At 68.3% G+C, this 25,583-nt stretch carries 17 protein-coding genes and 1 pseudogene; 6 read left to right on the top strand and 12 right to left on the bottom strand.

Annotated features, from left to right (window positions below; translation table 11 throughout):
- Nucleotides 1-171: 171 nt before the first annotated feature.
- From CQ393_RS02855 to CQ393_RS02875, 5 genes are all read right to left on the bottom strand, one after another.
- On the bottom strand, nt 172-1,344 hold the full coding sequence (locus CQ393_RS02855; RefSeq protein ID WP_153190121.1) for an amidohydrolase family protein: 1,173 nt from the start codon (nt 1,342-1,344) through the stop codon (nt 172-174).
- A 497-nt stretch (nt 1,345-1,841) separates the two neighbouring features.
- Nucleotides 1,842-4,535: a methionine synthase gene (gene metH, locus CQ393_RS02860; RefSeq protein ID WP_153190122.1), complete on the bottom strand. Its 2,694-nt coding sequence runs from the start codon at nt 4,533-4,535 to the stop codon at nt 1,842-1,844.
- Complete coding sequence (locus CQ393_RS02865; protein WP_153190123.1) at nt 4,535-5,140, bottom strand: short chain dehydrogenase; 606 nt, start codon at nt 5,138-5,140, stop codon at nt 4,535-4,537. Before CQ393_RS02865 ends, metH begins: the two co-directional genes overlap by 1 nt.
- A gap of 9 nt (nt 5,141-5,149) precedes the next feature.
- Nucleotides 5,150-6,226, bottom strand: coding sequence for a homocysteine S-methyltransferase family protein (locus tag CQ393_RS02870; RefSeq protein WP_153190124.1), 1,077 nt, complete (start codon nt 6,224-6,226; stop codon nt 5,150-5,152).
- A 57-nt stretch (nt 6,227-6,283) separates the two neighbouring features.
- Complete coding sequence (locus CQ393_RS02875) at nt 6,284-7,213, bottom strand: ArsR family transcriptional regulator (RefSeq protein ID WP_153190125.1); 930 nt, start codon at nt 7,211-7,213, stop codon at nt 6,284-6,286.
- 204 nt (nt 7,214-7,417) lie between these two features.
- Here CQ393_RS02875 and CQ393_RS02880 point away from each other — a divergent pair, with 204 nt between their 5' ends.
- Entirely contained in the window at nt 7,418-8,566 is a 1,149-nt protein-coding gene (locus CQ393_RS02880; protein WP_343199470.1) for an acyl-CoA dehydrogenase family protein, read from the top strand.
- A 535-nt stretch (nt 8,567-9,101) separates the two neighbouring features.
- On the opposite strand, the gene CQ393_RS02885 is transcribed toward CQ393_RS02880, so the two are convergent.
- The 3 genes and pseudogenes from CQ393_RS02885 to CQ393_RS02895 all read right to left on the bottom strand — a co-directional run bounded on the left by CQ393_RS02885 (nt 9,102) and on the right by CQ393_RS02895 (nt 14,130).
- On the bottom strand, nt 9,102-12,269 hold the full coding sequence (locus CQ393_RS02885) for a multidrug efflux RND transporter permease subunit (protein WP_153190126.1): 3,168 nt from the start codon (nt 12,267-12,269) through the stop codon (nt 9,102-9,104).
- A 93-nt stretch (nt 12,270-12,362) separates the two neighbouring features.
- Nucleotides 12,363-13,466: pseudogene (locus CQ393_RS02890) on the bottom strand (efflux RND transporter periplasmic adaptor subunit); the annotation flags it as partial.
- 25 nt (nt 13,467-13,491) lie between these two features.
- Nucleotides 13,492-14,130 carry a TetR/AcrR family transcriptional regulator gene (locus CQ393_RS02895; RefSeq protein ID WP_343199471.1) on the bottom strand — a complete coding sequence of 213 codons (639 nt, stop codon included), beginning with the start codon at nt 14,128-14,130 and terminating at the stop codon, nt 13,492-13,494.
- Between the two features lie 237 nt (nt 14,131-14,367).
- Here CQ393_RS02895 and CQ393_RS02900 point away from each other — a divergent pair, with 237 nt between their 5' ends.
- The 5 genes from CQ393_RS02900 (at nt 14,368) to CQ393_RS02920 (ending at nt 23,242) form a co-directional block, all read left to right on the top strand.
- On the top strand, nt 14,368-19,347 hold the full coding sequence (locus tag CQ393_RS02900; RefSeq protein ID WP_153190129.1) for an NAD-glutamate dehydrogenase domain-containing protein: 4,980 nt from the start codon (nt 14,368-14,370) through the stop codon (nt 19,345-19,347).
- 664 nt (nt 19,348-20,011) lie between these two features.
- Nucleotides 20,012-20,782 carry an NAD kinase gene (locus CQ393_RS02905; RefSeq protein WP_153190130.1) on the top strand — a complete coding sequence of 257 codons (771 nt, stop codon included), beginning with the start codon at nt 20,012-20,014 and terminating at the stop codon, nt 20,780-20,782.
- A 305-nt stretch (nt 20,783-21,087) separates the two neighbouring features.
- A complete protein-coding gene (locus CQ393_RS02910) occupies nt 21,088-22,044 on the top strand; it encodes a 5'-nucleotidase (protein WP_153190131.1) in 957 nt (318 codons plus the stop codon).
- Complete coding sequence (locus CQ393_RS02915; RefSeq protein WP_153190132.1) at nt 22,041-22,766, top strand: transferase; 726 nt, start codon at nt 22,041-22,043, stop codon at nt 22,764-22,766. The genes CQ393_RS02910 and CQ393_RS02915 overlap by 4 nt, the downstream gene beginning before the upstream one ends.
- 263 nt (nt 22,767-23,029) lie before the next feature.
- Nucleotides 23,030-23,242, top strand: a complete 213-nt coding sequence (locus CQ393_RS02920; protein ID WP_055764855.1) for a cold-shock protein — start codon at nt 23,030-23,032, stop codon at nt 23,240-23,242.
- Nucleotides 23,243-23,556: 314 nt separating this feature from the next.
- On the opposite strand, the gene CQ393_RS18015 is transcribed toward CQ393_RS02920, so the two are convergent.
- The 4 genes from CQ393_RS18015 to CQ393_RS02935 form a co-directional block, all read right to left on the bottom strand.
- Nucleotides 23,557-23,700 (bottom strand): hypothetical protein, encoded by a 144-nt coding sequence (locus CQ393_RS18015; RefSeq protein WP_194269570.1) that lies wholly within the window; start codon nt 23,698-23,700, stop codon nt 23,557-23,559.
- A 27-nt stretch (nt 23,701-23,727) separates the two neighbouring features.
- On the bottom strand, nt 23,728-23,982 hold the full coding sequence (locus CQ393_RS02925) for a hypothetical protein (RefSeq protein WP_153190133.1): 255 nt from the start codon (nt 23,980-23,982) through the stop codon (nt 23,728-23,730).
- Nucleotides 23,983-23,990: 8 nt separating this feature from the next.
- Complete coding sequence (locus CQ393_RS02930) at nt 23,991-24,335, bottom strand: YkgJ family cysteine cluster protein (RefSeq protein ID WP_153190289.1); 345 nt, start codon at nt 24,333-24,335, stop codon at nt 23,991-23,993.
- 686 nt (nt 24,336-25,021) lie between these two features.
- A complete protein-coding gene (locus CQ393_RS02935; RefSeq protein ID WP_153190134.1) occupies nt 25,022-25,573 on the bottom strand; it encodes a DUF2939 domain-containing protein in 552 nt (183 codons plus the stop codon).
- Nucleotides 25,574-25,583: the final 10 nt, after the last annotated feature.

The raw sequence follows: 25,583 nt of genomic DNA on the forward strand, positions 1-25,583 counted from the left end.
ATGGATCCATGTGGGGGCGACTCTACAGAGGGCGCAACAGCGGCAGCGATGGTACCGGATGCAGGAACGGTGGTGCGGTGTTTGCCCTTGCCGGGGCTGCACCGGGAACGCTCCATGCGGAGAACGGGCCTCGCATCTACAGCAGCCAGCGCGCCGTTCCCGCCGAACCGGTCAGGTGACGTCCTGCACGAACCGGCCGCGGCGGACGATGCGGCGGCGGCAGGGTACGCCGGCTACGGCGGCCGCGGCATTGGGCGCGTCGAGCACCAGGAAGGTGGCTTCGTTGCCGACGGCCAGGCCGTAGCCCTGCAGGCCGATCACGCGCGCGCCGGCGCCGGTGGCCATCTTCAGCGCCATGCACAGCTCCTCGTCGGTGTAGAAGCCGGAGCGGTAGCCGAGCAGCATCGCCCGCTGCAGCATGTCGCCGTTGCCGTAGGGCCACCACGCGTCGCGGATGTTGTCGTTGCCCAGGAACACTTCCACGCCGGCCGCGCGCAGGCGGCGCACCGGCGGGAACGGGCGGTCGCCCGGGGCATTGGTCATGATCGCCACGCCGGCATCGGCCAGCACGGCGGCGATGCGGTCCACCTGCGCCTCGTCCACCTCGCCCAGCGAATAGGCATGGCTGACTGCTACGCGTCCTTTCATGCCAAGTGCGCGGGTACGCTCGGCGATGCGCCGCAGCTGTCCGATGCCGCCCAGGCCGGGTTCGTGCAGGTGGATGTCGACCTTGACGCCATGGCGCTCGGCGATGCCGAACACCACGTCGAGCTGGCCTTCGCTGTCGCCGTCGAGCGTGTCCGGATCGATGCCGCCGATCACCTGCGCACCTTCGCGCATCGCCGCGTCCAGCACCTGCGCGCTGCCCGGGCAGGACATCACGCCGGCCTGCGGAAACGCGACCAGCTCGATATCGACGATGCCGCGCCAGCGTTCGCGCACCGCGCTAACCGCGCGCAGGTTGTCCAGGCCGGTGGTGGCGTCGACATCGACATGGCTGCGCATCGCCACGGTGCCGAACGCGGCCGCCTGCGCGACCAGCGCGTCCGCGCGCTCGGCGATGGCGGGCGCGAGCGCCAGTTCCTGCTTCTCGATGGCCAGGCGCTCGCGCAGGGTCTGCGCCGGACGGTGCGGATGCCAGCGGTCGCCGACGAAGCTCTTGTCCAGGTGGATGTGGCCGTCGACGAAGCCGGGCAGCACCAGTTGCCCGCCCAGGTCGACCAGCGCCGCATCGTCGGTGCGCGGCAGTTGCATGCCGATGGCGGCGAAGCGGCCGTCGGCCACGGCCAGTTCCAGGGGCTGGCCGTCGGGACCGGCGGCGTTGATGAAGAGCTGATCGACCATGGCGGCTTCGTGGGGCGGATCGGGGGTGCCACGATAGGCCCGGTGCCGGTGCAGCGGAAATGAAGTATCGCGATGGAGCCCATTCGCCCCGGCACTGGCGGATGGACGGCGCGGGTCAGCGCTGCGCAGCCAAAGGGCGCCCGGCCGGGATCGTCACGTGCGGATGCGGCCGCATGCCGCGACGGCCGTTGTTCCCGGTCTTGCCCGCACTGGAGGCAGACGCACCACGTGGAGCTTCGACCGCATGCGGCGTACGCGACCGTGCTTTCACCAGCGCGTGACGGCCTCCATTCGGGATCGCAGTCCAGGCGGCAAGCCAGCCGCGCGGCGAGGAGTAGGGCGCCGATCACCTGTGGCGGGTCGACACGCGCATGGATGTCGCCGTGCCTGCGGCCGTTCTTATTCCGGGTCGTAGTCCGCACCGCCGGGAAACCTGGGCGCCGACCGTGCATGGCGCGTCGCCACGCGCCCGGATGTCACCGCATCTGCGAGATGCTTCATTCGGGGTCGTAGTCCAGATTCGAAGCGAGCCACCTCTCCGCCTGCGCGCGGTCGACCCCCTTGCGCTTGGCGTAGTCGGCCACCTGTTCCTTGGACACGCGGCCGACCACGAAGTACTGGCTCTGCGGGTGGCTGAAGTAATAACCCGACACCGCCGCGGTGGGCAGCATGGCGAAGCTCTCGGTCAGCGACATGCCGATGCGTTCGGCGCCGAGCATGGCGAACAGGGTGCGTTTCTCGCTGTGTTCGGGGCAGGCGGGGTAGCCGGGCGCGGGGCGGATGCCGACGTACTTCTCGGCGATCAGCGCCTCGTTGTCCAGCGCCTCGTCCGCGGCATACCCCCAGTACCCGGTGCGCACGCGATGGTGCAGGCGCTCGGCCAGCGCCTCGGCCAGGCGGTCGGCCAGGGCCTTGAGCAGGATCGCGTTGTAATCGTCGTGGTCGGCCTCGAAGCGCGCCACATGCGGCTCGATGCCGATGCCGGCGGTAACGGCGAAGCCGCCGATCCAGTCTTGCCTGCCGCTGTCCTGCGGCGCGATGAAGTCGGCCAGGCAGAAATCCGGGCGCTCGGCCGGCTTGTCCACCTGCTGGCGCAGGAAGTGCAGGGTGGTTTCGGCGTCGGGCAGGGACACCACCACGTCGTCGCCGCGGCTGTTCGCCGGCCACAACCCGAACACCGCGCGGGCGGTCAGCCATTTTTCCGCGATGATCGTGTCCAGCATCGCGCGCGCGTCGCGGTACAGCTCGCTGGCCTGCGTGCCGACGATCTCGTCCTCGAGGATCGCCGGGAATTTCCCGGCCAGTTCCCAGGCGCTGAAGAACGGGGTCCAGTCGATGAACGGCAGCAGATCGTCCAGCGGCCAGTCCTCGAACACGTGCAGGCCGGGCTGCGCCGGTACCGGCGGCGCGTACTGCGCCCAGTCGCAGGTGAAGCGCTGGCCGCGCGCGTGCTCCAGCGATACCAGGCGCTTGGCGTCGCCGCGGTTGCGGTGGCGCTGGCGGATGTCGGCGTAGTCGGCGTCGTTGGCGGCGACGAAGGCGCCGCGCAGCTCCTGCGAGATCAGCGACTGCGCCACGCCCACCGCGCGCGAGGCATCCTTCACCCACACCGTCGGCGCGCTGTAGTGCGGGTCGATCTTCAAGGCGGTGTGCGCGCGCGAGGTGGTGGCGCCGCCGATCAGCAGCGGCGTGCTGAAGCCCTGTCGCTGCATCTCGCGGGCGACATGGCTCATTTCCTCCAGCGACGGCGTGATCAGCCCGGACAGGCCGATCAGGTCGGCATTCTCGGCGCGCGCGGTATCCAGGATCTTCTGCGCCGGCACCATCACCCCCAGGTCGATCACCTCGAAGTTGTTGCAGGCCAGCACCACGCCGACGATGTTCTTGCCGATGTCGTGCACGTCGCCCTTGACCGTGGCCATGACGATCTTGCCGTTGCTCTTGCCGACATCGCCGGTGCGCAGCTTCTCGGCCTCGATGAACGGCAGCAGGTAGGCCACCGCCTTCTTCATCACCCGCGCCGACTTGACCACCTGCGGCAGGAACATCTTGCCGGCGCCGAACAGGTCGCCGACCACGTTCATGCCGTCCATCAGCGGGCCTTCGATCACGTCCAGCGGGCGCGTGGCCTGTTGCCGCGCCTGCTCGGTGTCTTCCTCGACCCACGCGTCCAGCCCGTGCACCAGCGCATGCGCCAGCCGTTCGCGCACCGGCTGCCGGCGCCAGCCCAGGTCCTCTTCCTTCTTCTCGCCCTTCTTTCCCTTGTAGCGCTCGGCGATCTCCAGCAGGCGCTCGGTGCCGTCCCTGCGGCGGTTGAGGATCACGTCCTCCACGCGCTCGCGCAGCTCCGGGTCGAGCTGGTCGTAGATCGGCATCGCGCCGGCGTTGACGATGCCCATGTCCATGCCGGCGGCGATGGCGTGGTACAGGAACACCGAGTGGATCGCCTGGCGCACGGTCTCGTTGCCGCGGAAGGAGAACGACACGTTCGATACGCCGCCGGACACGTGGCAGTGCGGCAGCGTGCGCTTGATGATGCGGGTGGCCTCGATGAAGTCCACCGCGTAGTTGTCGTGCTCCTCGATGCCGGTGGCCACCGCGAAGATGTTGGGGTCGAAGATGATGTCCTGCGGCGGGAAGCCGACCTGTTCGACGAGGATGCGGTAGGCGCGGGTGCAGATTTCCACCTTGCGCGCGCAGGTGTCGGCCTGGCCGTCCTCGTCGAAGGCCATCACCACCGCGGCGGCGCCATAGCGGCGCACCAGCTGCGCATGCTCGATGAAGGCGGCCTCGCCTTCCTTGAGCGAGATCGAGTTGACCACGCTCTTGCCCTGCAGGCACTTCAGCCCGGCCTCGATCACGCTCCACTTGGACGAATCGACCATCACCGGGATGCGGGCGATGTCCGGCTCGGACATGATCAGGTTGAGGAAGCGGGTCATCGCCTTCTCCGAATCGATCAGGCCCTCGTCCATGTTGACGTCGAGGATCTGCGCGCCGCTGGCGACCTGCTGGCGCGCCACCTCCACCGCTTCCTCGTAGCGCTCTTCCTTGATCAGCTTCTTGAACTGCGCGCTGCCGGTGACGTTGGTGCGCTCGCCGACGTTGACGAACAGCAAGTCCGGGGTGATGACCAGCGGTTCCAGGCCGGACAGGCGGGTATGGCAAGCAGTGGAAGATATGTTGCCCATTACCAGACCTTGAAGACTTGGCCATTGGCGATGCCGTCGATGCTGCGCTGGTAAGCCAGGGCAGCGCGTGCGGCCGTCACCGGCTCGAAGCCAGGGAAGAAATCGCCGTAGGCATCCAGTGCCTCGGCCAGCACGCTGGGGCTGACCACGTTGATGCGCAGGCCGCGCGGTAGCTCCAGCGCGGCGGCGCGGACGAAGCCCTCGACGGCGGCGTTGACCGCGGTGGCGTTGGCGCCCTGGGCAATCGGCTGCTCGGCAAGGATGCCGCTGGTCAGCGTGATCGAGCCGCCATCGTTGAGATGATGCTGGCCCAGCAACGCCAGTCGCACCTGACCGAGCAGCTTGTCCTGCAGCCCCTGGTTGAACTGTGCGGCGGTCATCTGCGTCAATGGGCCGAAATGCACGTTGCCGGTAGTGGAGACGATGGCATCAAACGGGCCAGCGGCGTGCAGCAGCGCCGATACGCTCGACTCGTCGCCGAGGTCGACCGGATGCGTGGCGTCCGAACGCGAGGCGGTGACTACCTCATGCCGTTGGCGCAGGTGTGCCGCAACGGCTTTGCCCAAGGTGCCGCTGGCACCCACCAACAGGATCTTCTTCCTCATGGCGTTTCCTCAGGCTGCCTTGGTGAGTGGGGTGACAGCACGCGGCGGCACGCCGGCCACCGCCTCGGCGATCGCCCTGATGTGCGCCGGAGTGGTGCCGCAGCAGCCGCCGACCAGGTTCAGCAGGCCGGAGGTGGCGAACTCCTTCAGCGTGGCGGCCATTTCCTCGGGCGTCTCGTCGTACTCGCCGAACGCATTGGGCAGGCCGGCGTTGGGATGGGCGCTGACGTAGCCGCTGGACACCTGCGCCAGCGTTTCCACGTGCGGGCGCATGTCGGCGGCGCCCAGCGCGCAGTTGAAGCCGATCGACAGCGGCTGGCCGTGCGCGACCGAGGCGTAGAAGGCTTCGGCGGTCTGGCCGGACAGGGTGCGGCCGGAGGCATCGGTGATGGTGCCGGAGATCATCACCGGCAGCCGCCCGCCGCGCTGGTCGAAGACTTCCTCGATGGCGAACAGCGCCGCCTTGGCATTGAGCGTGTCGAAGATGGTTTCCACCATCAGCGTGTCGGCGCCGCCGTCGATCAGACCGTCGATGGCCTCGCGGTAGGTCTGCCGCAGCTCGTCGAAGCTGGTGTTGCGGAAGCCGGGGTCGTTGACGTTGGGGCTGATCGAGGCGGTGCGGCTGGTCGGGCCGAGCACGCCGATGACGAAGCGCGGCTTGTCCGGGGTGAGCGCCTCGATGGCGTCGCAGCACTGCCGCGCCACCTGCGCGCCGGCCTTGTTCAACTCATAGACCAGGTGTTCGAGGTGGTAGTCGGCCTGGCTGACCGAGGTGGCGTTGAAGGTGTTGGTCTCCACCAGGTCCGCGCCGGCCTGCAGGTACTGGGTGTGGATGCCGGCGATGATGTCGGGCCTGGTCAGCAGCAGCAGGTCGTTGTTGCCTTTCAGGTCATGGCCGCAGTGGGGGCCGTGCACGTGGGCGCTGTCGAAACCTTCGGCGAAGCGCTGGCCGCGATAGTCCGCCTCGTCCAACCCGTGGCGCTGGATCATCGTACCCATCGCGCCGTCGATGATCAGGATGCGCTGTTCCAGGGCGCGCAGCAGCTTGGCGACGCGGTCGGGGTGGAGCCAGGGGAGGGCTTGCATGGGGCGGGCCGTGACGTTGGGGCGGGAGCGTTGCGGGACAGCGGGCGTTGCGATGGTTCAGGGGCGGTGCGCGATCAGCGAGATCACCTCGAAATGCGGCGGGCGTTTCTCGCGGGTGACGGTTTCCAGGCTGGACACGTCCAGCCCGGCCTTCTCGACGAACCTGCGCAGGTCCTTGCCGGTGAAGCCGAGGTTGACGTGGCCGTAGGCCTCCACCGCCGCCTTGTGCTCGTGGCGGGCCAGGCTGCACAGCATCAGCCGTCCACCCGGGCGCAGCACGCGCGCGCCCTCGGCCACGGCCTTGGCCGGGTGGCTGGCGTAGGTGAGGGCGTGCATCAGCACCACCAAGTCGAAACTGCCGTCGTCGAACGGCAGCTTGTGCATGTCGCCTTCGCGCACTTCGACGTTGGGCAGCTTGCGCAGGCGCTCGCTGGCCGCGGCGACCACGCGCGCGCTGGTGTCGACGCAGACGTAGCGCTGCGCGTGCGGGGCCAGCAGTTCGGCCAGCACGCCGTCGCCGGAGGCGATGTCGAGCACGTCGCCGGTTTCCAGCAGCGGCAGCGCGCTGCGCGCCAGCGCTTCCCAGGTGCGGCCCGGGGAATAATGGCGTTCCATGTCGCCGGCCACGCTGTCGGCCCAGTTCTGGTCGGCGGCGCGCATCGCCAGCACGGCAGGCACGCGCTCGGCGTCCTGGCGCAGCAGCGGGTCGTCGCTGCCGTTGCTCAGCGCATGCCACAAGGCGCGCTGCGCCGGATCCAGCGCGGCCTCGTCGAACCGGTAATAGGCCGACACGCCGGCGCGGCGGTCGCGCACCAGCCCGGCTTCCTTCAGGCGGGCCAGATGGGTGGACACGCGCGGCTGCGCCAGCGTGGTGATGGCCGACAGCTCGGCCACGGTCAGCTCTTCCTGTTCCAGCAGCGTCAACAGGCGCACGCGGGTGGCGTCGGCGAACACCTTCAGGCGGGTCGACCAGTCTTCCAGATCCATAAATATCTACCTATCGAGATAGAGAGATATTTTGCTGATGCGGCGCGGCAGGGTCAAGGAGCCGGGAATCCGGCGGAGGAACGAGCAACCAGTGGGGCCGGATGGCGATGGCGCCCGCATTCACCCTGTTCCGGGTTCCTCTCCTCTATGTTTCCGGCCCTAACAGTTACAATCGCAACTTCGTAACGCCCTGGGAGGGGTGCAGTGGATTTCAGCTTTTCCGACGAACAACTGATGCTGCAGGATGTCGCCCGCCGCATCGCCCAAGAGAAGATCGCCCCCAGCGCCGAACACCACGATGCGACCGGCGAATACCCGCTGGAGAACATCCGCCTGCTCGGCGAGAACGGCCTGATGGGCATCGAAGTGCCGGTCGAGTACGGCGGCGCCGGCATGGACCCGGTGTCCAGCGTGCTGGCGATCGTGGAGGTCTCCGCCGCCGACGCGGCGCACGCCACCATCATGTCGGTCAACAACTCGCTGTTCTGCAACGCCGTGCTCAGCCATGGCAGCGAGGAGCAGAAGCAGCTGTACGTGCGCGCGATCGCCGAGGGCCGCGAGATCGGCGCCTTCGCCCTGACCGAATCGCAGTCCGGTTCCGACGCCACCGCCATGCGCTGCCGCGCCGTGAAGCAGGCCGAGGGGTCTTACCTGATCAACGGCCAGAAGAGCTGGATCACCTCCGGTCCGGTGGCGCGCTACATCGTGCTGTTCGCGATGACCGACCCGTCGCAGGGCGCACGCGGCATCACCGCCTTCATGGTCGATACCACCCGTCCGGGCTTCGGCCGCGGCAAGACCGAGCCCAAGCTCGGCGTGCGCGCCTCGGCCACCTGCGAGATCGAGTTCCAGGACTACGTGGCCCGCGCCGAGGACGTCATCGGCGCCGAGGGCCAGGGCTTCAAGATCGCCATGAGCCTGCTCGACTCCGGCCGCATCGGCATCGCCTCGCAGGCGGTGGGCATCGCCCGCGCCGCCTACGAGGCGTCGCTGGCCTACGTGCGCGAGCGCAAGTCCTTCGGCGCGCCGATCGGCAGCTTCCAGATGATCCAGGCCAAGATCGCCGACATGAAGTGCAGGCTGGACGCGGCGCTGCTGCTGACCCTGCGCGCGGCCTGGACCAAGGCCCAGGGCAAGCGCTTCTCCACCGAGGCCGCGGTGGCCAAGCTCACCGCCTCGGAAGCGGCGATGTGGATCGCCCACCAGGCCGTGCAGATCCACGGCGGCATGGGCTACTCCAAGGAAATGCCGCTGGAGCGCTACTTCCGCGACGCCAAGATCACCGAGATCTACGAAGGCACCAGCGAGATCCAGCGCCTGGTCATCGCCCGCAACGAGACCGGCGTGCGCTGAGTACGCTTCACAAGCCCATCTCCCTGCGGGGTGAGAGGGGCAGTTTGCGAACCATCGGTTCGTTGCTCCTCGAACGCCCTTGCGCCAGCGCAAGGGCCGGGGCGCGGAGCGGGAGTTGGGGAGAGGGCAGGGGCGAAGCCCCTCGCGATGTCTGGCTGCATGAGGCTTCGCCCGAGTCCTCATCCGCCCCTTCGGGGCACCTTCTCCCGGTGGGAGAAGGCATAAAAAAAGCCCCGACAATGCCGGCAACGAGACCGGCGTGCGTTGAAGCCGTGCAAAGCCCCTCTCTCTGCTGGGTGAGAGAAGCAGTTTGCGAACCATCGGTTCGTTACCCCTCGAACGCCTTGTGCCAGCGCAAGGGCCGGGGCGCGGAGCGGGGGGAGGGAAGATAGGGGCGAAGCCCCTCGCGATGTCCGGCTGCCTGAGGCTTCGCCCCGCATCCGCCCCTTCGGGGCACCTTCTCCCAATGGGAGAAGGCATAAAAACAAAGCCCCGGCGATGCCGGGGCTTTGTCGTTGTGGCGCGTGCGGTCGGATCAGCGATCCTGCTGCACCGTGCGCACCTTGTGCTGCTCGATGAACTGTTTGGACTGTTCGTCCAGCTTGTCGCCGAGCACGCGGCGCACGGTGACGAAGAACAGCGGGATCAGCAGTACGCCGATGATGGTGGCGAACAGCATGCCGCCGATGACGCCGGTGCCCAGCGAGTGGCGGGCGTTGGCGCCGGCGCCGGTGGAGATGGCCATCGGCAGCACGCCCAGGATGAACGCGAACGAGGTCATCAGGATCGGGCGGAAGCGCAGGTGCGCCGCTTCGATGGCGGCTTCGCGCAACGTCCTGCCGGCGGCGCGCTGCTCCACCGCGAATTCCACGATCAGGATCGCGTTCTTCGCGGCCAAGCCAATGACCGTCACCATGCCGATCTTGAAGTACAGGTCGTTGGGCAGGCCGCGCAGCAGCGAGAACACCACCGCGCCGAGGATGCCGACCGGCACCACCAGCAGCACCGAGACCGGGATCGACCAGCTCTCGTACAGCGCGGCCAGGCACAGGAACACCACGACCACCGAGAGCACCATCAGCAGCGCGGCGGCATTGCCGGCCAGGATTTCCTGGTAGGACATGCCGCTCCAGTCGTAGCCGAAGCCGTTGGGCAGGTCGTTGTGGACCAGGTTCTCCATGGTGGTCATGGCCTGGCCCGAGCTGCCGCCCGGCGCTGGCGCGCCGACGATGTTGACCGCCGAATAGCCGTTGTAGCGGCTCAGCGCCGGCGGCGCGTAGATCCACTCGGACTTGACCACCGTGCTGAGCGGGATCATCGAGCGCTGGCCATCGGAGTCCTTGCTCAGCGAGCTGGGCACGTAGTAGCTGCGCAGCGATTCCGGGCCGGTGCGGTAGGCGGCATCGGCCTGCATGTTCACGCGCTTGATGCGGCCGCCATAGAAGAAGTCGTTGACGTACACCGGCGCCAGCATCATCTGGATGGCGGTATAGACGTCGTTGACCGACACGCCCATGGCCTGGGCCTGCACGCGGTCCACCTTCAGCTGCAGCTGCGGCGAGTTCTCCAGCGTGTTGGGACGCACGCCGGCCAGCGAGGCGTCCTGCGACGCCGCCGCCAGCAGGGTGTTGCGCGCTTCCATCAGCGCGTCCTGGCCGGCGCCGGCGCGGTCCTGCAGCCACATGTCGAAGCCGCCGAACTGGCCCAGGCCCTGCACGGTGGGCAGGTTGACGAAGAACACCTGCGCGTCCTTGATGCCGACGAACGCCTTGCCGTTCATCTTCTGGATGAACTCCGGCGCCGTCTCGCCGCGCGCATCCCAGTCCTTGAGGCGGATGAAGGCCATGCCGACGTTCTCGCCCGACCCGACGAAGCTGAAGCCGGTGACCTGCATCATGCCTTCGAAGGACGGGTCGTCCTTCATCATGCCCAGCAGCTGGTCGAACACCACGGTGGTGCGGCTCTTGGTCGCGCCCGGCGGCAGCTGCACGATCGCCAGCGCATAGCCCTGGTCCTCTTCCGGCAGGAAGCTGCCGGGCAGGCGGGTGAACAGGAAGCCGCACAGCACCACCAGCAGCGCGAACACCATCAGCCAGCGCGGGCTGTGCCTGATGACGCTGCCGACGGTGCCGACATAGCCCTTCTCGAGCTTGCCGTAGTACCTGTTGAAGGTGCGGTAGACCCAGTTCGGCCTGTCGTTGTGGGTCGGCTTGAGGAAGGCCGCGCACAGCGCCGGGGTGAAGCTCAGCGCCAGCAGCGCCGAGAAGCCCATCGACATGGCGATGGTCAGCGCGAACTGCTTGTAGATCTCGCCCGAGGCGCCGGGCTGCATGGCGCTGGGGATGAACACCGCCGCCAGCACCACGGTAATGGCCACCACCGCGCCGGTGATCTGGCCCATCGCCTTCTGCGTGGCCGGCTTCGGGTCGAGCCTGTCCTCGCTCATGATGCGTTCGACGTTCTCGATCACCACGATCGCATCGTCCACCACGATGCCGATCGCCAGCACCATCGCGAACAGGGTCAGCTGGTTGATGGTGAAGCCGATCGCCAGCATGCCCATGAAGGTGCCGAGCAGGGCCACCGGGATGACCAGGGTGGGGATGATCGTGGCGCGGAAGTTCTGCAGGAAGATCAGCATCACCAGGAACACCAGCACGATGGCTTCCACCAGCGTGTGGATCACTTCCTTGATCGAGATGTTGACGAAGGTGGTGCTGTCGAACGGGGTGAACCAGCTCACGCCCGCCGGGAAGCTGGGGGCGAGGTCGTCCATCTTGGCGCGCACCGCCTTGGACACGTCCAGGGCGTTGGCGCCGGGCAGCAGCTGCACCGCGAACGCGGCCACCGGCTTGCCGTTGTAGCGGGTGTCGAAGCCGTAGTTGGAGGCGCCGAAAGATACGCGCGCCACGTCCTTCAACCGCACCACGCTGCCGTCGGCGTTCGCCCGCAGGATGGTGTTCTCGAATTCCTCCGGCGAGCTGTAGCGGCCCTCGGCGGCGACGGTGGCGGTGAACGCCTGGCCGTTCGGGGCCGGGTCGCCGCCCACCGAGCCGGCGGCGAACTGCAGGTTCTGCGAGCCGATGGCGTTGTACACGTCGGTGGCCGACAGGTGGTAGCCCTGCAGCTTCTCCGGGTTCAGCCAGATGCGCATGGCGTACTCGGAGCCGAACTGCTGGGTACTGCCGACGCCGGGCACGCGCGAGATCTGGTCGAGCACGCGCGAGCCGACGATGTCGTTGAGCGCGTCGCGGTCTACCGAGCCGTCGTCCGAACGCACGCCGATGGCCATCAGGAAGCCGGCGTTGGCCTTGGCCACCACCACGCCCTGCTTGGTCACTTCCGAGGGCAGGCGCGGGGTCGCCAGCGCGACCTTGTTCTGCACCTGCACCTGGGCGATGTCCGGGTCGGTGCCGCTGTCGAAGGTCAGGGTGATGGAGACGCGGCCGGTCGAGGACGAGGAAGAGCTGAAGTAGACCAGGTTGTCGATGCCGGTCAGCTGCTGCTCGATCACCTGGGTGACCGACTTCTCCGCGGTGGCGGCGCTGGCGCCCGGGTAGGTGGCGTTGACCGTGACCTGCGGCGGGGCGACGCTGGGGTAGGACTCCACGCCCAGGTTGAGGATCGAGATCACGCCGCCCAGCGAGATCAGGATGGCCACCACCCAGGCGAATACCGGGTGTTCGATGAAGAATTTAGGCATGGCGGATTCCCGTTTTCCTTACTTGGCCGGCGTCGGCGCGGGGGCCGCGGGCTTGGCGGGCTGGGCCGCGGCCGGCTGCCACGGCGAGGGCTTGGCCGGCGCGCCTTCCTTGACCTTCTGCACGCCCGAGACGATGACCTTGTCGCCCGCGGCCAGGCCGGAGGAGACCAGCCAGTCGCCGCCCTGCTGGCTGTCCAGCACCACGTCCTTGCGCACCACGTTGCCGTCCTGGCCCACCACCAGCACGTAGCCGCCGCGGGTATCGCGCAGCACGGCCTGCTGCGGGATCAGGAAGGCGTTGTTGCGCTCGCCCAGATTGGCCTTGAAGCTGACGAACGAGCCCGGCAGCAGGGTGCGTTCGGGGTTGGGCAACTGCGCGCGCAGCGAGACCGCGCCGGTGGCCGGGTCGACCGTGGTCGCGGAGAAGTCCAGCGTGCCCTCGTGGCCGTAGGGCGTGCCGTCGGGCAGGTTGACCTGCACGGTGGTCTTGCCGTCGCCGGCCAGCGCCACCGCGCCCTTGTCCTGGGCGGCGCGCAGCGCGCTCAGTTCGTCGGCGGTCATCGAGAAGTTGACGTACAGCGGGTCGATCTGGTCGATGGTGGTCAGCAGGGTGGCTTCGCCCTGGCCGACCAGCGCGCCCTCGGTCACCTGCTGCTTGCCGGCCACGCCGGAGATCGGCGCGGTGACGTTGGCATAGCCCAGGCTGATGCGGGCGTTGGTGACGGTGGCCTGGGCCTGCTGCACGGCCGCCGCGCTGGTGCGCTCGGCGGCCTCGGCGTTGTCCAGGTCGGACTTGGACACGTAGTTCTGCGGCGCCAGCGAACGGGCGCGCTCGGCGGTGGTCCTGGCGTTGGCGTGGCTGGCACGGGCCGCGGCCAGCGCCGCTTCGGCCGAGGCCAGCGACGCGCGCAGCGGCGCCGGGTCGATCTGGAACAGCAGCTGGCCTTCCTTCACCGCGCTGCCTTCCTCGTAGACGCGCTTGAGCAGCACGCCGGAGACGCGCGCGCGCACGTCGGCCGAACGGAACGGCGACAGGCGCCCGACCAGCTCGCGCTGCAGCGGCAGGGTCTGCGCCCTGGCCTCGACGACACCGACGTCCGGCGGCGGCGGAGCAGCCTGTTCCTGGGGCTTCTTGCAGGCGGTCAGGCCCAAGGCCAGGGCGCCGGTGAGGGCGAGAATGCGGAGCGGGGAGGTCATCGGGGAAACTCCGGGAGTTTTGTTTTCAGCGAGTGCCGGGGATGCCGGCCGGCGGCGCCGGAAAGGCGCGCAGGAAGGCATCGACGGCGAATTCGGCCCACCGGCGGCGCAACGTGGGGTCGTCGCGGTGGGGAGCATGGAAGCGTTGTCGTTCGAAATCCTGACCGGCGATCATGCTTATTAACATTTCGGCCATGAAATGCGGATCGTCATGGATGACGCGGCCGCGGGCCATCTCGGTTCGCATCCATTCAGCCAGCTGGTCGCGCAGCGCGTCGGCGCTGCTGTGGTAGAGCGCGCGGGCTTCTTCGCGGAATTCCTGGACGCCGCTGGCGATCACCTGCGCGGCCTGGCGGCTGCGCGGCTGGTTGCGGTGTTCCAGGTAGCGCAGGGCGAAATCCAGCAGCACCTCGCGCAGCGGGCGTTCGTCACCGCCGCCCAGCGGCGCGGCCGCGGCCGAGGCGCTCTGCCGCATCACCAGGCTGAGCAGTTCGCGCTTGCTGCCGTAGCGGCTGTAGAGGGTCTGCTTGGAACAGCCCACGTGCGCGGCGACCGCGTCCATGCTCAGGTGCATGCCCTGGGTCGCCAGCAGTTCGCGCACGGCATCGAACACGCGCTGGTCGCGTGCCTCGACGGGCGCGGATGGGGAGGGCTGGGGATGCACGATTTGGACTATACCGTCCAGTTCACAATTGGTAAAGCGGCGCGAAAAGATGCTCGCCGCTACTTTTTATCGTCGTTGCGAAGGCGATGGTTTTTCATTGAAAAATCATTTGTAAACAATGGCTTGATTAGGGTTTCGTGGAATCCTGCAAAGCCCGATTGCGGCCCTGCAACAAGGTTCTTCAAATGGCGGGGGCTACAATCGCGCCTCCCCAGGAGCCCACTGAAAGCTCAACCCATGAAATCGCAAAACAACGCTGCCAAGTCCGCAAAAACGAAATCCCAACCGGCTGCCAAGCAGAGTGTTTCCGAGGCCGGCCTGTCCCTGGAGCCGGTATTTGCGGCTTTGCGCAAGCGTTACCCCGCCGCGGCCCAGGCGCAGGCGGTGGCCTTCGCCTCGGCGTTCTACAAGCGCATGGAAGCGGACGAGTTCGGCGCGCATCGCCCCGAGGACTGGGCGGCGCTGGCCGCCGGCATGCTGGAGTTCGCCCGCGTGCGCAAGCCGGGCAAGGCCAACGTGCGCGTGTTCAACCCGAACCTGAAGAGCGACGGCTGGGAGTCGGCCCACACCGTGCTGCAGATCGTCAACGACGACATGCCGTTCCTGGTGGATACCGTCTCGCTGGCGCTGGCCGACAAGGGCGTGGGCGTGCACGTGCTGGGCCACCCGGTGATCCCGCTGGGCCGCGACAAGGCCGGCAAGCTGGCCGGCGTCGGCGAGGGTTCGCCGGAATCGGTGATGCTGCTGGAGATCGACCGCCAGCCGGCCGAGGCGATGGACGCGGTGGCAAAACGCGTGAACGAGGCGCTGGAAGAAGTGCGCGCCATCGTCAAGGACTGGGAGCCGATGCGCGACAAGGCGCTGGCCCTGGCCGACGACCTGGGCCAGCGCACGCTGCCGGTGAGTGAGGAATCGCGCCACGAGGCGCAGGAATTCCTGCGCTGGGCCGCGGACAACCATTTCACCTTCTTCGGCTACCGCGAATACAAGGTCGGCAAGCAGGGCAAGGAAGAGGTGCTGGCCGCCCAGAACGGCACCGGCCTGGGCCTGATGCGCGGCAAGGACACCTCGGTGGCGCGCCCGGTCAAGGGGCTGGCGGCGCAGGGCCTGAACACCACCAGCGGCCTGACCGACGCGCTGATCCTGACCAAGACCAACGCCCGCTCGCGCATCCACCGCGGCGGCTACATGGATTACATCGGCGTGCTGGAATTCGACGCCAAGGGCAAGATCGTCGGCGAGCAGCGCTTCCTCGGCCTGTTCACCTCCAGCGCCTACAACCGCCGCCCGTGGGAAATCCCGCTGGTGCGCCAGCGCTACGAGAACGTGATGAAGCGTTCGGGCCTGAGCCCGTCCAGCCACAGTGGCAAGGCGCTGCGCCACATCCTCGAATCGCTGCCGCGCGAGGAACTGTTCCAGTCCAGCGAGGACGAACTGTTCCGCACCGCGATGGGTGTGCTCGGCCTGCAGGAGCGCGTGCGCAGCCGCCTGTTCCTGCGCCGCGACAAGTTCAGCCGCTTCATCTCCGCGCTGGTGTTCCTGCCGCGCGAACGCTTCAACACCGATGTGCGCCTGCGCATCGAGGGCCTGCTGCGCGACGCGCTGCAGGGCGAATACGTCGATTCCAGCGTGGTGCTGGGCGACTCGCCGCTGGCGCAGGTGCACCTGATCGTGCGCCCGAAGGCCGGGCAGAGCCTGGACCTGGATACCGAAGGCCTGGAGAAGCGCCTGGCCCATGTCCTGCGCAACTGGCAGGACGACCTGCGCGAGGCGCTGGTGGCCAGCCACGGCGAAAGCGAAGGCCTGCGCATCGCCTCGCGCATCGGCAAGGCGCTGCCGGCCGGCTACATCGAGGACTCCAGCGCCGAGATCGCCGCCGCCGACGTGGCCCAGCTCGACGCGCTCACCGGTCCCGACGACCTGCGCCTGAGCCTGCAGCCGATCCACCGCGACGGCGCCGATGGCCTGCGCATGAAGCTGTACCGCCAGCTCAAGGACATCCCGCTGTCCGACGTGCTGCCGATGATGGAGAACATGGGCCTGCGCGTGATCGCCGAGCGCCCGTACCGCCTGATGGTGGACGACGCGCCGGTCTACGTGCAGGACTTCGAGGTCGAATCGACCGTCGGCGCCATCGACGCGGCCGCCGCCAGCGCCGCCTTCGCCGATGCTTTTGCCCGCGTGTGGCACGGCGAGGCCGAGAACGACGGCTTCAACCGCCTGGTGCTGGCCACCGGCCTGGACTGGCGCCAGGTCTCGGTGCTGCGCGGCTACTGCAAGTACCTGCTGCAGATCGGCGTGCCGTTCTCGCAGGCCTACGTCGAAGGCACCTTCAACCGCTACCCGCTGCTGGCGCGCCTGATCGTGGAGCTGTTCGAGGCCCGCTTCGATCCGGCGCCGGCCGCGGACAAGGCAACGGCCAATGCGCAGCTGGCGCAGTTCAAGGCGCTGGCCGGCGGCGACGCCGCCACCGTCAAGCTGCTCGAGGGCGTGGTCAAGGCGCGCGGCGGCAGCCGCGACGCGCGCATGGCGCTGGTGCACGACACCCTGGTCAAGCTGCTGGACGGCGTGTCGAGCCTGGACGAGGACCGCATCCTGCGCAGCTTCATCGGCGTGATCGAAGCCACCCTGCGCACCAGCTACTACATGCCGCGCAAGGACGGCCTGCGCGCCGACGGCGGCCCGGCCGACTACATCAGCTTCAAGTTCGACGCCGCCAGGGTGCCGGACCTGCCCAAGCCGCGTCCGTACCGCGAGATCTTCGTGTGCGGCCCGCGCGTGGAAGGCACCCACCTGCGCTTCGGCCCGGTGGCGCGCGGCGGCCTGCGCTGGTCCGACCGCCGCGAGGACTTCCGCACCGAGGTGCTGGGCCTGGTCAAGGCGCAGATGGTGAAGAACACCGTGATCGTGCCGGTCGGCTCCAAGGGCGGCTTCTACGCCAAGCAGCTGCCGGACCCGGCGGTGGACCGCGACGCGTGGTTCGCCGAGGGCGTGGCCTGCTACAAGCGCTTCATCAACGGCCTGCTCGACATCACCGACAACATCGTCGGCAACAAGATCGTGCCGCCGGTGGGCGTGGTGCGCCACGACCTGGACGATCCGTACCTGGTGGTCGCCGCCGACAAGGGCACCGCGACCTTCTCCGACACCGCCAACGGCATCGCCCGCGCGCATGGCTTCTGGCTGGACGACGCCTTCGCCTCGGGCGGCTCGGTCGGCTACGACCACAAGGGCATGGGCATCACCGCGCGCGGCGCCTGGGAGTCGGTCAAGCGCCACTTCCGCGCGCTCGGCCGCGACTGCCAGAAGCAGGACTTCACCGTGGTCGGCATCGGCGACATGTCCGGCGACGTGTTCGGCAACGGCATGCTGCTGTCCGAGCACATCCGCCTGGTGTGCGCGTTCGACCACCGCCACATCTTCCTCGACCCGGATCCGGTGGCGGCCACGTCGTTCAAGGAACGCGCGCGCATGTTCAAGCTGCCGCGCTCGAGCTGGGCGGACTACGACGCCAAGCTGATCAGCAAGGGTGGCGGCATCTACCCGCGCTCGCTGAAGTCGATCGAGATCACCCCGCAGGTGCGCGAGGCGCTGGGCATCGACGCCGGCATCAAGGCGATGGCGCCGACCGACCTGATCAACGCCGCGCTCAAGGCGCCGGTGGACCTGCTGTGGAACGGCGGCATCGGCACCTACGTCAAGTCGGCGGCCGAAACCAACGCCGACGTCGGCGACCGCGCCAACAACGCGCTGCGCGTCAACGGCGGCGAGCTGCGCTGCAGGATCGTGGGCGAGGGCGGCAACCTGGGCATGACCCAGCTCGGCCGCATCGAGGCCGCGCACACCGGCGTGCTGCTCAACACCGACTTCATCGACAACTCCGCCGGCGTTGATACCTCCGACCACGAGGTCAACATCAAGATCCTGCTCAACGACGTGGTGCGCGCCAAAAAGCTCACCGTCGAGCAGCGCAACAAGCTGCTGGCGTCGATGACCGACGAGGTCGCCGGGCTGGTGCTGATGGACAACTACCGCCAGAACCAGGCCATCAGCCTGATGGAGCGGATGAGCGTCAAGCGCCTGGGTTCCAAGCAGCACTTCATCCGCACGCTGGAACAGCAGGGCCTGCTCGACCGCCAGATCGAGTTCCTGCCGTCCGACGCCGAGCTGTCCGCGCGCAAGCTGCGCGGGCAGGGCCTGACCCGTCCGGAGCTGTCGGTGCTGCTGTCCTATTCCAAGATCGTCGCCTTCCAGCAGCTGCTGGAATCGGACATCCCGGAAGACCCGTACCTGTCCAAGGAGCTGCTGCGCTACTTCCCGCAGCCGCTGCAGAAGAAGTACGCCGATGCGATGAACGGCCACCGCCTGAAGCGCGAGATCATCGCCACCGCGGTCACCAACCAGACCATCAACCGCATGGGCGCCACCTTCCTGATGCGCATGCAGGAGGACACCGGCCGCAGCGTGGCCGAGGTCGCCAAGGCCTACACCATCAGCCGCGAGACGCTGGACGCGCGCGCGCTGTGGACCCAGATCGACGCGCTGGACGGCACCTTGCCCGAAGCGGTGCAGGTCGACGCGCTGGAAGTGATCTGGAAGCTGCAGCGCTCGTTCGTGCGCTGGCTGCTGAACCGTCCGGGCGCGATGCCGGGCATTACCGCCGCGGTCGAGCGCTACCAGGGCCCGTTCAACGACATCCGCGTCGCCTCGGGCGTGCTGCCCGATTCGCAGCGCCCGGCCTACGAGGCCAGCGTCAGGCAGTGGAAGGAGAAGGGCCTGCCGGCGGCGCTGGCGCAGCAGCTGTCCGAGCTGCAGTTCCTGGAGCCGGCGTTCGACATCATCGAACTGGCCCGTACCCGCAAGCTCAAGCCGGTGGACGTGTCCAAGGTCCATTTCCGCCTGGGCGAAGCGCTGCTGATGCCGTGGCTGTTCGAGCAGATCGACGCGCTGGAGGTCAACGGCCGCTGGCATGCCGTCGCCCGCGGCGTGCTGCGCGACGAACTGGCCGCGCATCAGCGCAACCTGGCCGGCCAGGTGCTGTCGATCAAGGGCGGCAGCGCCGAGGCCAAGGTCGCCGCCTGGCTGGGCCGCGACGACAGCAGCCTGCGCTTCACCCTGGCGATGCTGGCCGAGCTGGCCGAGCAGAAGACGCTGGACTACCCCACCGTCTCGGTCGCGGTGCAGCGCCTGGGCCAGCTGGCGGCGCACGGAGTTTGACCCCGGGGCCGGGCCGGTTTCATCGGCCCGGCCCGAAAGCCTGCGTTGCAGGCTTTCGGCAGCGCGTCGGGCTTGCCTGTCCCCGCGGCTGTCGCTGCACCCCCTCAACGAAGGGGGCTTTGCTCCAGAAAGATGGCAGGTGGGTGCCGACCGTTAGTCGGCACCTGCCGGATAAACGTCGCGGCCCAGGCCGCTCCTGCCAATGCAACGGGTGTTGCGGTGGGAGCGGCCTGGGCCGCGATGCTTTCCACCCGTAGGAGCGGCTTCAGCCGCGAATGCTTTCCGGGCGTGTTGCAAAGGCAATCGCGGCTGAAGCCGCTCCTACGGGCGGGAACCAGGACGCTCCTGGCCGCGCGGCCTGTCTACCGCAGGGTCAGCGCCAAACACCGGACTGCCGCCGCACCGTTCGCCATTGCGGGTTATCCCCGGCAATCCCTACGGCACCCGTCGATGGCCATGTCCGCCCGCATCGTTTTCCACCTGTAGGAGCGGCTTCAGCCGCGAATGCTTTCCGGGCGCGTTGCAAAGGCAATCGCGGCTGAAGCCGCTCCTACGGACGGGAACTAGGATGCTCCTGGCCGCGCGCCCTCAATGCCAGCGCCGGATTGCCGCCGCACCGTTGGCCATTGCGGGTTATCCTCGGCAATCCCTACGGCAACCGACGATGGCCATGTCCCCCCGCATCGCCTTTCTCGCCAGCAGCACCGATGCCGCGCAGCAGGCCCGCGGGCACCTGGCCGCGCGCTATGGCGACCACGCGCCGGACGATGCCGACGTGCTGTGCCCGCTGGGTGGTGACGGCTTCATGCTGCAGACGTTGCACCGCTTCGGCAGCATGGGCAGGCCGGTGTTCGGCATGAAGCTGGGCACGGTCGGCTTCCTGATGAACCACCACCGCGACGACGACCTGCTGCAGCGGCTGGCGCAGGCCGAGCCGGCGCACCTGCGGCCGCTGGAGATGATCGCGCGCACCGAGTCGGGCACCACGGTCGGCTCGCTGGCCTACAACGACGTGTCGATGCTGCGGCAGACGCGGCAGGCCGCGCACATCGGCATCGACCTCAACGGCCAGCAGCGCGTGGAAGAACTGATCTGCGACGGCGTACTGGTCTCCACGCCGGCCGGCAGCACCGCCTACAACTACTCGGCGCATGGGCCGATCCTGCCGCTGGGCTCCAACACCATCGCGCTGACGCCGCTGGCGCCGTACCGGCCGCGGCGCTGGCGCGGCGCCATCCTCAAGGCCGAGACCGAGGTACGCTTCCGCGTGCTCGATCCGTACAAGCGGCCGGTCAGCGTCACCGCCGATTCGCACGAGACCCGCGACGTGGTGGAAGTGACCATCCGCGAATCGCGCGAACGCCGGGTGACGCTGCTGTTCGACCCCGAGCACAATCTGGAAGAACGCATCCTCAGCGAACAGTTCATGTTCTGAACCGTAGGAGCGCGCCTGGGTGCGCGATTGGGCTTTCCCTGCGTTACCAGAAGGCGCAAGGCCCCTCTCCCACCGGGAGAGGGGTTGGGGTGAGGGGAGGGCGGAGACCACGATGGTCAACCATCCGCAATCCATTCACACCTCGTTGGCCCCTCGGCGCACCTGCATGCGGCACATCCTGTACCCCCCTTCCTGGCGGCTTCTCCGTGCAGCCTGGCAATCCTGCCGCACTCTCTCCCGCAGGCACAAGGGCGCTTCCGGTTAGACTTCCAGCTCCCACTCCATCACCTTCGTCAGGTTTCCTCATGGGCGACAACTCCCCCCGGCTGCTCACCGTCGCGGTGACCTCGCGCGCCTTGTTCGACCTTGAAGAAGGCCATGCCCTGTTCGAGCGCGAGGGCGTGGAAGCCTATGCCGCCTACCAGCGCGAGCACGAGGACGACATCCTCAAGCCCGGCGTGGCCTTCCCGGTGGTGCGCAAGCTGCTGGCGCTGAACGACGGCGCGCCGGTGGAAACGCCGCGGGTGGAGGTGATCCTGCTCTCGCGCAACTCGGCCGATACCGGGCTGCGCATCTTCAACTCGATCCAGCATTACGGGCTGGGCATCGTGCGCGCCACCTTCACCGCCGGCGAGCCGACCTGGCCGTACGTCAAGCCGTTCGGCACCGACCTGTTCCTGTCCGCCAACCCCGAATCGGTGCGGCGCGCGCTGGTGCACGGCATCGCCGCGGCCACCATCCTGCCGCGCGGTCCCGGCGAGGTGTCCGCCGCCGCCGCGGCTACCGATACCGGCCGCCCGCCGGCGCAGCTGCGTATCGCCTTCGACGGCGACGCGGTGATCTTCGGCGACGAGGGCGAGCGCATCTCGCGCGAGCACGGCGTGGAAGCCTTCGGCCGCCACGAGCGCGAGAACGCGCGCGAACTGCTCAGCGGCGGGCCGTTCCGCAACTTCCTGTCGGCGCTGCATGCGCTGCAGACCGCGTTCCCGGCGGGCGAGGAGGCGCCGATCCGCACCGCGCTGGTCACCGCGCGCTCGGCGCCGGCGCACGAGCGGGTGATCCGCACCCTGCGCGAGTGGGGCGTGCGCCTGGACGAGGCGCTGTTCCTCGGCGGCCGCCACAAGGGACCGTTCCTGGAGGCCTTCGGTGCGGACATCTTTTTCGACGATTCTCAGCACAACATCGACAGCGCCCGCCAGCACCACAGCGTCGCCGCCGGCCACGTGCCGCACGGCATCGCCAACGCCGACCGCGCGGAATGAACGGCGGCGGAGGCGCCCACGTCCGCCGCACCTGGCGGCATGTGGAACTGCAGTTCCGTGGCGACGTCACCCAGACGCGCATGTCGCGCTGGTTCCCGCAGCGGCTGCACGTGGGCTATACGCGCACCATGCTCGCCGCGCTGTGGCTGCACCCGCGGCCGCGGCGCATCGGCATCATCGGGCTGGGCGGCGGCGCGCAGGTAAAGTTCTGCCACCGCCACCTGCCGCTGGCGCGCATCGACGTGGCCGAGAGCGATGCGGACGTGATCGCGCTGCGCGGCGAATTCCGCATCCCGGACGACGATGCGCGGCTGCGCGTGGAGTGCATCGACGGTGCGCACTGGCTGCGCGGCCATCGCGGCTGCTTCGACCTGCTGCTGCTCGATGCCTACGACGCGCAGGGCATTCCCGCGGCGCTGTCCACCCAGGCGTTCTACGACGACTGCCGCGCCGCGCTGGGCGCCGACGGCGTCATGGCCAGCAATCTCTACGACACCGACACCCGCGCCCACCTGACGCGGCTGCGCCGCAGTTTCGACGGCCGCGTGCTGAAGCTGGACGAGCCGGACATGAGCAACAAGGTGGCGATCGCCTGGAACGGCATGCCGCATCCGGAGCCGGTGGACGCCGCGCTCGCCGCGTTGCCATGGCGCGCGCGCGGACAACTGCGCGCCGGCTTCCAGCGGTTGTCCGCCGCATGGGCGCGCGCCGTGCCGCGCTGAGTTCACCATGCCCGTATGGAGCGCGTGCACACGACGCGGCGGCGCATGCAGAGGAGCTCAGACTGAACCGCGATCCGGTCCCGCATTTGCTTTGCGCGCGAGAAGCCACTACCGTGGGCGTGCTGAATTACAAGGGTCACCTTGAATCGTGGCCCGATGCTGTAGAGGTTCGCCTTCTGCACTGTTGCACCCGCTTCTCAATTCTCCTTGGAATCAGCGTCCTGCCGCGAATGCGGCTTCCATCCGTAACAAGGAGCATTGAAATGTCCCAGTCCCAGTCCGGTACCGTGAAGTGGTTCAACGACGCCAAGGGTTTTGGCTTCATCACCCAGGATGGCGGTGGCGAAGACCTGTTCGTCCACTTCCGCTCGATCGAATCGTCCGGCTTCAAGTCGCTGCAGGAAGGCCAGAAGGTCACCTACGTGGCGGTGAAGGGCCAGAAGGGCATGCAGGCCGACCAGGTGCGCGTGGTCTGATCCGACCTGCGACCGCCTGATGAAAAAGCCCGGCTCACGCCGGGCTTTTTCATTGGAACGGAGTGCGCCATGCAGCCGCTGGAAGCGGTGGGAGGATTCCTTTCCCGCCCGAAGCGTCAGGACGATGGAATCCCGCATGCCGCCTCCTGCCTTTCGACATCGCCTGCTGGCATGGTGTACCCAGTCGCACCACCGGCGCGCCCAAAGCGGCATTGACGGAAAATCCGCGCACCGCCGTCATGCGTTGCCGGGCGGTCCCGCGTTGAAGCGGCTGGGCGCACCTGCGCACAGGGTGCGCCGGTGCGCTTTCTACATCAGGAGGCGGATGCCGGCCGGTCGGCCGCATCGGCTGGCGCCGTGCCGTTGTCGGCGCGCTTCTTGGCGAGCTTCGCGTCCTTCTGCTTTTTCTTGGCCAGCTCGCGCTGACGCTTTTCGAATGAATAGTTGATCTTGGCCAAAGTCGTCGTCCGTTGGGGAGGGAGGGGTCAGGGTTTTCCTGCGGTGCCGTCGGTGGCAGCCGGCGCCTTGCCGGCCCGGCCGGACGGGGCGGGTTTCGGGCTTTCGACCTTGCCGCGCAACGGGGTGTTGCCGAGGGTTTCTATCTTTCCGCCGGCCTTGCCGAACGCGGCCAGGTCCTCGGCGATGCGCTCGCGGGTCAATGGCCCGTGCTGGGATGGGCTGGAGAATGCCGCGGTCGTTCTTTTCGGTGCGGCAGTGCCGGACTTGCGCAGAGTGCTCATTTCTTTCCTCATGCCAGTGTCGATTCGATGGTGCCGCTTGCGGGGCGCGCGTATTCCTCGCGTACGGACCTGCAATAAGGGCCGCCCATGACGAAGGATCTGCACACGGCCGGCCGGCTCGCATGGATCCGGCAGTTCATCCGCTGCCCATCCACGGCCACGCACCAGCCCTCCGGATCGCGCGCCATGACCCGCAGGCCGTGGAGCCGGGTGGTCAGGTGCTCCGGGACGACGTCTTCGCTGCCCAGTACCACGGTCAGGCGGCAGCACACAGCATCGCAGGACGTGCAACGGACCGCGGAAGGCGTCCGCCGGGTGGACGGGTTCAGAGCCTGCCTCCCTGCATGCCGCATGGCGTGGAGGACGCTGCCGATGCCTGCCCGCCGAAACGGATGCCGGGCCGGCGTGATGCCGGTTTGCCGCAGGTGGAGTGTGGGTACATGAATACTCCCGTTGAGCGGCCGTCCGGATGCGCCGGAGCGGATGACGCAGGAAAGGGAGCGGAGCGGGCAACTGCCTTGGCGGCTGCGCGGAACGCGCGGGGCAGGCATCGCCTGCACGGGCATGCTAGCACTTTGCACGCGCTGGCGGTTTCACGCGCCTTGTGGGCTTGGGCATGCGTTGCATCGATCGCGTCCGCAGACGATGTGGATCGATGGCGAATGTCCGATTTCCGTGATGCCCTTGGGGACACGGCTTGTCCCGCGCGGCGAGGCTCTCTTTCCGTCGGCGACAAGGCTGCGCGATGACTGCCGAGGAAGACACGGACGGCCTCGTGGCAGCGGGCCGAAATCACCGTCGCGCGTCGTGTCGACCGCCTTGTGTTCTGCCCCGTTGCCGCCAGGAAAGAGGCGGCCATCGGCTCAATGCCGGACCGCGCCGTCCTCGGAGTGCGTGCGATGAATGCAGGGTTTCTCCGATACCGTTCGCATCCGGGACCGGCACGCCTCTCCAGCCACTACGCCTGACAAAGACGGAGTCAGGCATTGCGTGCGAAAGTCCGTGCCGTGCATGGATCATGCAGGCAGGCAGGCCGGCTTCAGCGCGGCGAGTCCAGCGGCAGCGTGATGTCGGTCAGGCGCCAGCGCAGGCCCTGCCGGGTCAGCACGAAGACCACGTCGCTGCCATCGTCCAGTTGCCGGGTGGCGGTGAAGCGCGACAGCGATTCGTAGCGTCCGTGCGCACCCTGCAGCGGACGCGCGGGCGCGGGCGGACCCCAGGTGTCGCCGTCGGCGGTATCGCCGGTGGCGCGCTTCCACACGCCATGGCCCTGCAGCAGGGCGGCGATGCCGGCGGGGGTGATCATCACGTCCACCGCCGCGCCGGTCAGGCGGCCGGCTACGCCCAGCGCGACCGCGCCGAACAGGCTGGACTGCATGTCGCTGCCGGCCCGCCGCACCAGCTGGTCGTCGAGCTGCGCCTTGAGGTTGACCCGCAGCGCGGGGAAATCGACATGGCGGGAAAGGCGCGCCGCATCGCGCTGTTCGATCGCCTTGCCGATGCCGTGGATCGCCAGCCAGGGGCCGGCGGCCACGTAGCCGGCGAGCAGCACCAGCAGCGTGGCGACGGCGGGAAGCAGCCATTTCTTCATGCGCGCGCTC

It is taken from the genome of Stenotrophomonas sp. MYb238 (assembly GCF_009496535.1).
Lineage (GTDB): Bacteria > Pseudomonadota > Gammaproteobacteria > Xanthomonadales > Xanthomonadaceae > Stenotrophomonas.

What these genes read in the sequence shown, in the direction of transcription:
- CQ393_RS02855 (WP_153190121.1), bottom strand. Translation starts at nt 1,344, where the DNA reads ATGGTCGATCAGCTCTTCATCAACGCCGCCGGTCCCGACGGCCAGCCC.
- CQ393_RS02920 (WP_055764855.1), top strand. Translation starts at nt 23,030, where the DNA reads ATGTCCCAGTCCCAGTCCGGTACCGTGAAGTGGTTCAACGACGCCAAG.
- CQ393_RS02910 (WP_153190131.1), top strand. Translation starts at nt 21,088, where the DNA reads ATGGGCGACAACTCCCCCCGGCTGCTCACCGTCGCGGTGACCTCGCGC.
- CQ393_RS02900 (WP_153190129.1), top strand. Translation starts at nt 14,368, where the DNA reads ATGAAATCGCAAAACAACGCTGCCAAGTCCGCAAAAACGAAATCCCAA.
- CQ393_RS02865 (WP_153190123.1), bottom strand. Translation starts at nt 5,140, where the DNA reads ATGAGGAAGAAGATCCTGTTGGTGGGTGCCAGCGGCACCTTGGGCAAA.
- CQ393_RS02915 (WP_153190132.1), top strand. Translation starts at nt 22,041, where the DNA reads ATGAACGGCGGCGGAGGCGCCCACGTCCGCCGCACCTGGCGGCATGTG.
- CQ393_RS02885 (WP_153190126.1), bottom strand. Translation starts at nt 12,269, where the DNA reads ATGCCTAAATTCTTCATCGAACACCCGGTATTCGCCTGGGTGGTGGCC.
- CQ393_RS02925 (WP_153190133.1), bottom strand. Translation starts at nt 23,982, where the DNA reads ATGAGCACTCTGCGCAAGTCCGGCACTGCCGCACCGAAAAGAACGACC.
- CQ393_RS02905 (WP_153190130.1), top strand. Translation starts at nt 20,012, where the DNA reads ATGGCCATGTCCCCCCGCATCGCCTTTCTCGCCAGCAGCACCGATGCC.
- CQ393_RS02930 (WP_153190289.1), bottom strand. Translation starts at nt 24,335, where the DNA reads ATGCGGCATGCAGGGAGGCAGGCTCTGAACCCGTCCACCCGGCGGACG.
- CQ393_RS02875 (WP_153190125.1), bottom strand. Translation starts at nt 7,213, where the DNA reads ATGGATCTGGAAGACTGGTCGACCCGCCTGAAGGTGTTCGCCGACGCC.
- CQ393_RS02935 (WP_153190134.1), bottom strand. Translation starts at nt 25,573, where the DNA reads ATGAAGAAATGGCTGCTTCCCGCCGTCGCCACGCTGCTGGTGCTGCTC.
- CQ393_RS02870 (WP_153190124.1), bottom strand. Translation starts at nt 6,226, where the DNA reads ATGCAAGCCCTCCCCTGGCTCCACCCCGACCGCGTCGCCAAGCTGCTG.
- metH (WP_153190122.1), bottom strand. Translation starts at nt 4,535, where the DNA reads ATGGGCAACATATCTTCCACTGCTTGCCATACCCGCCTGTCCGGCCTG.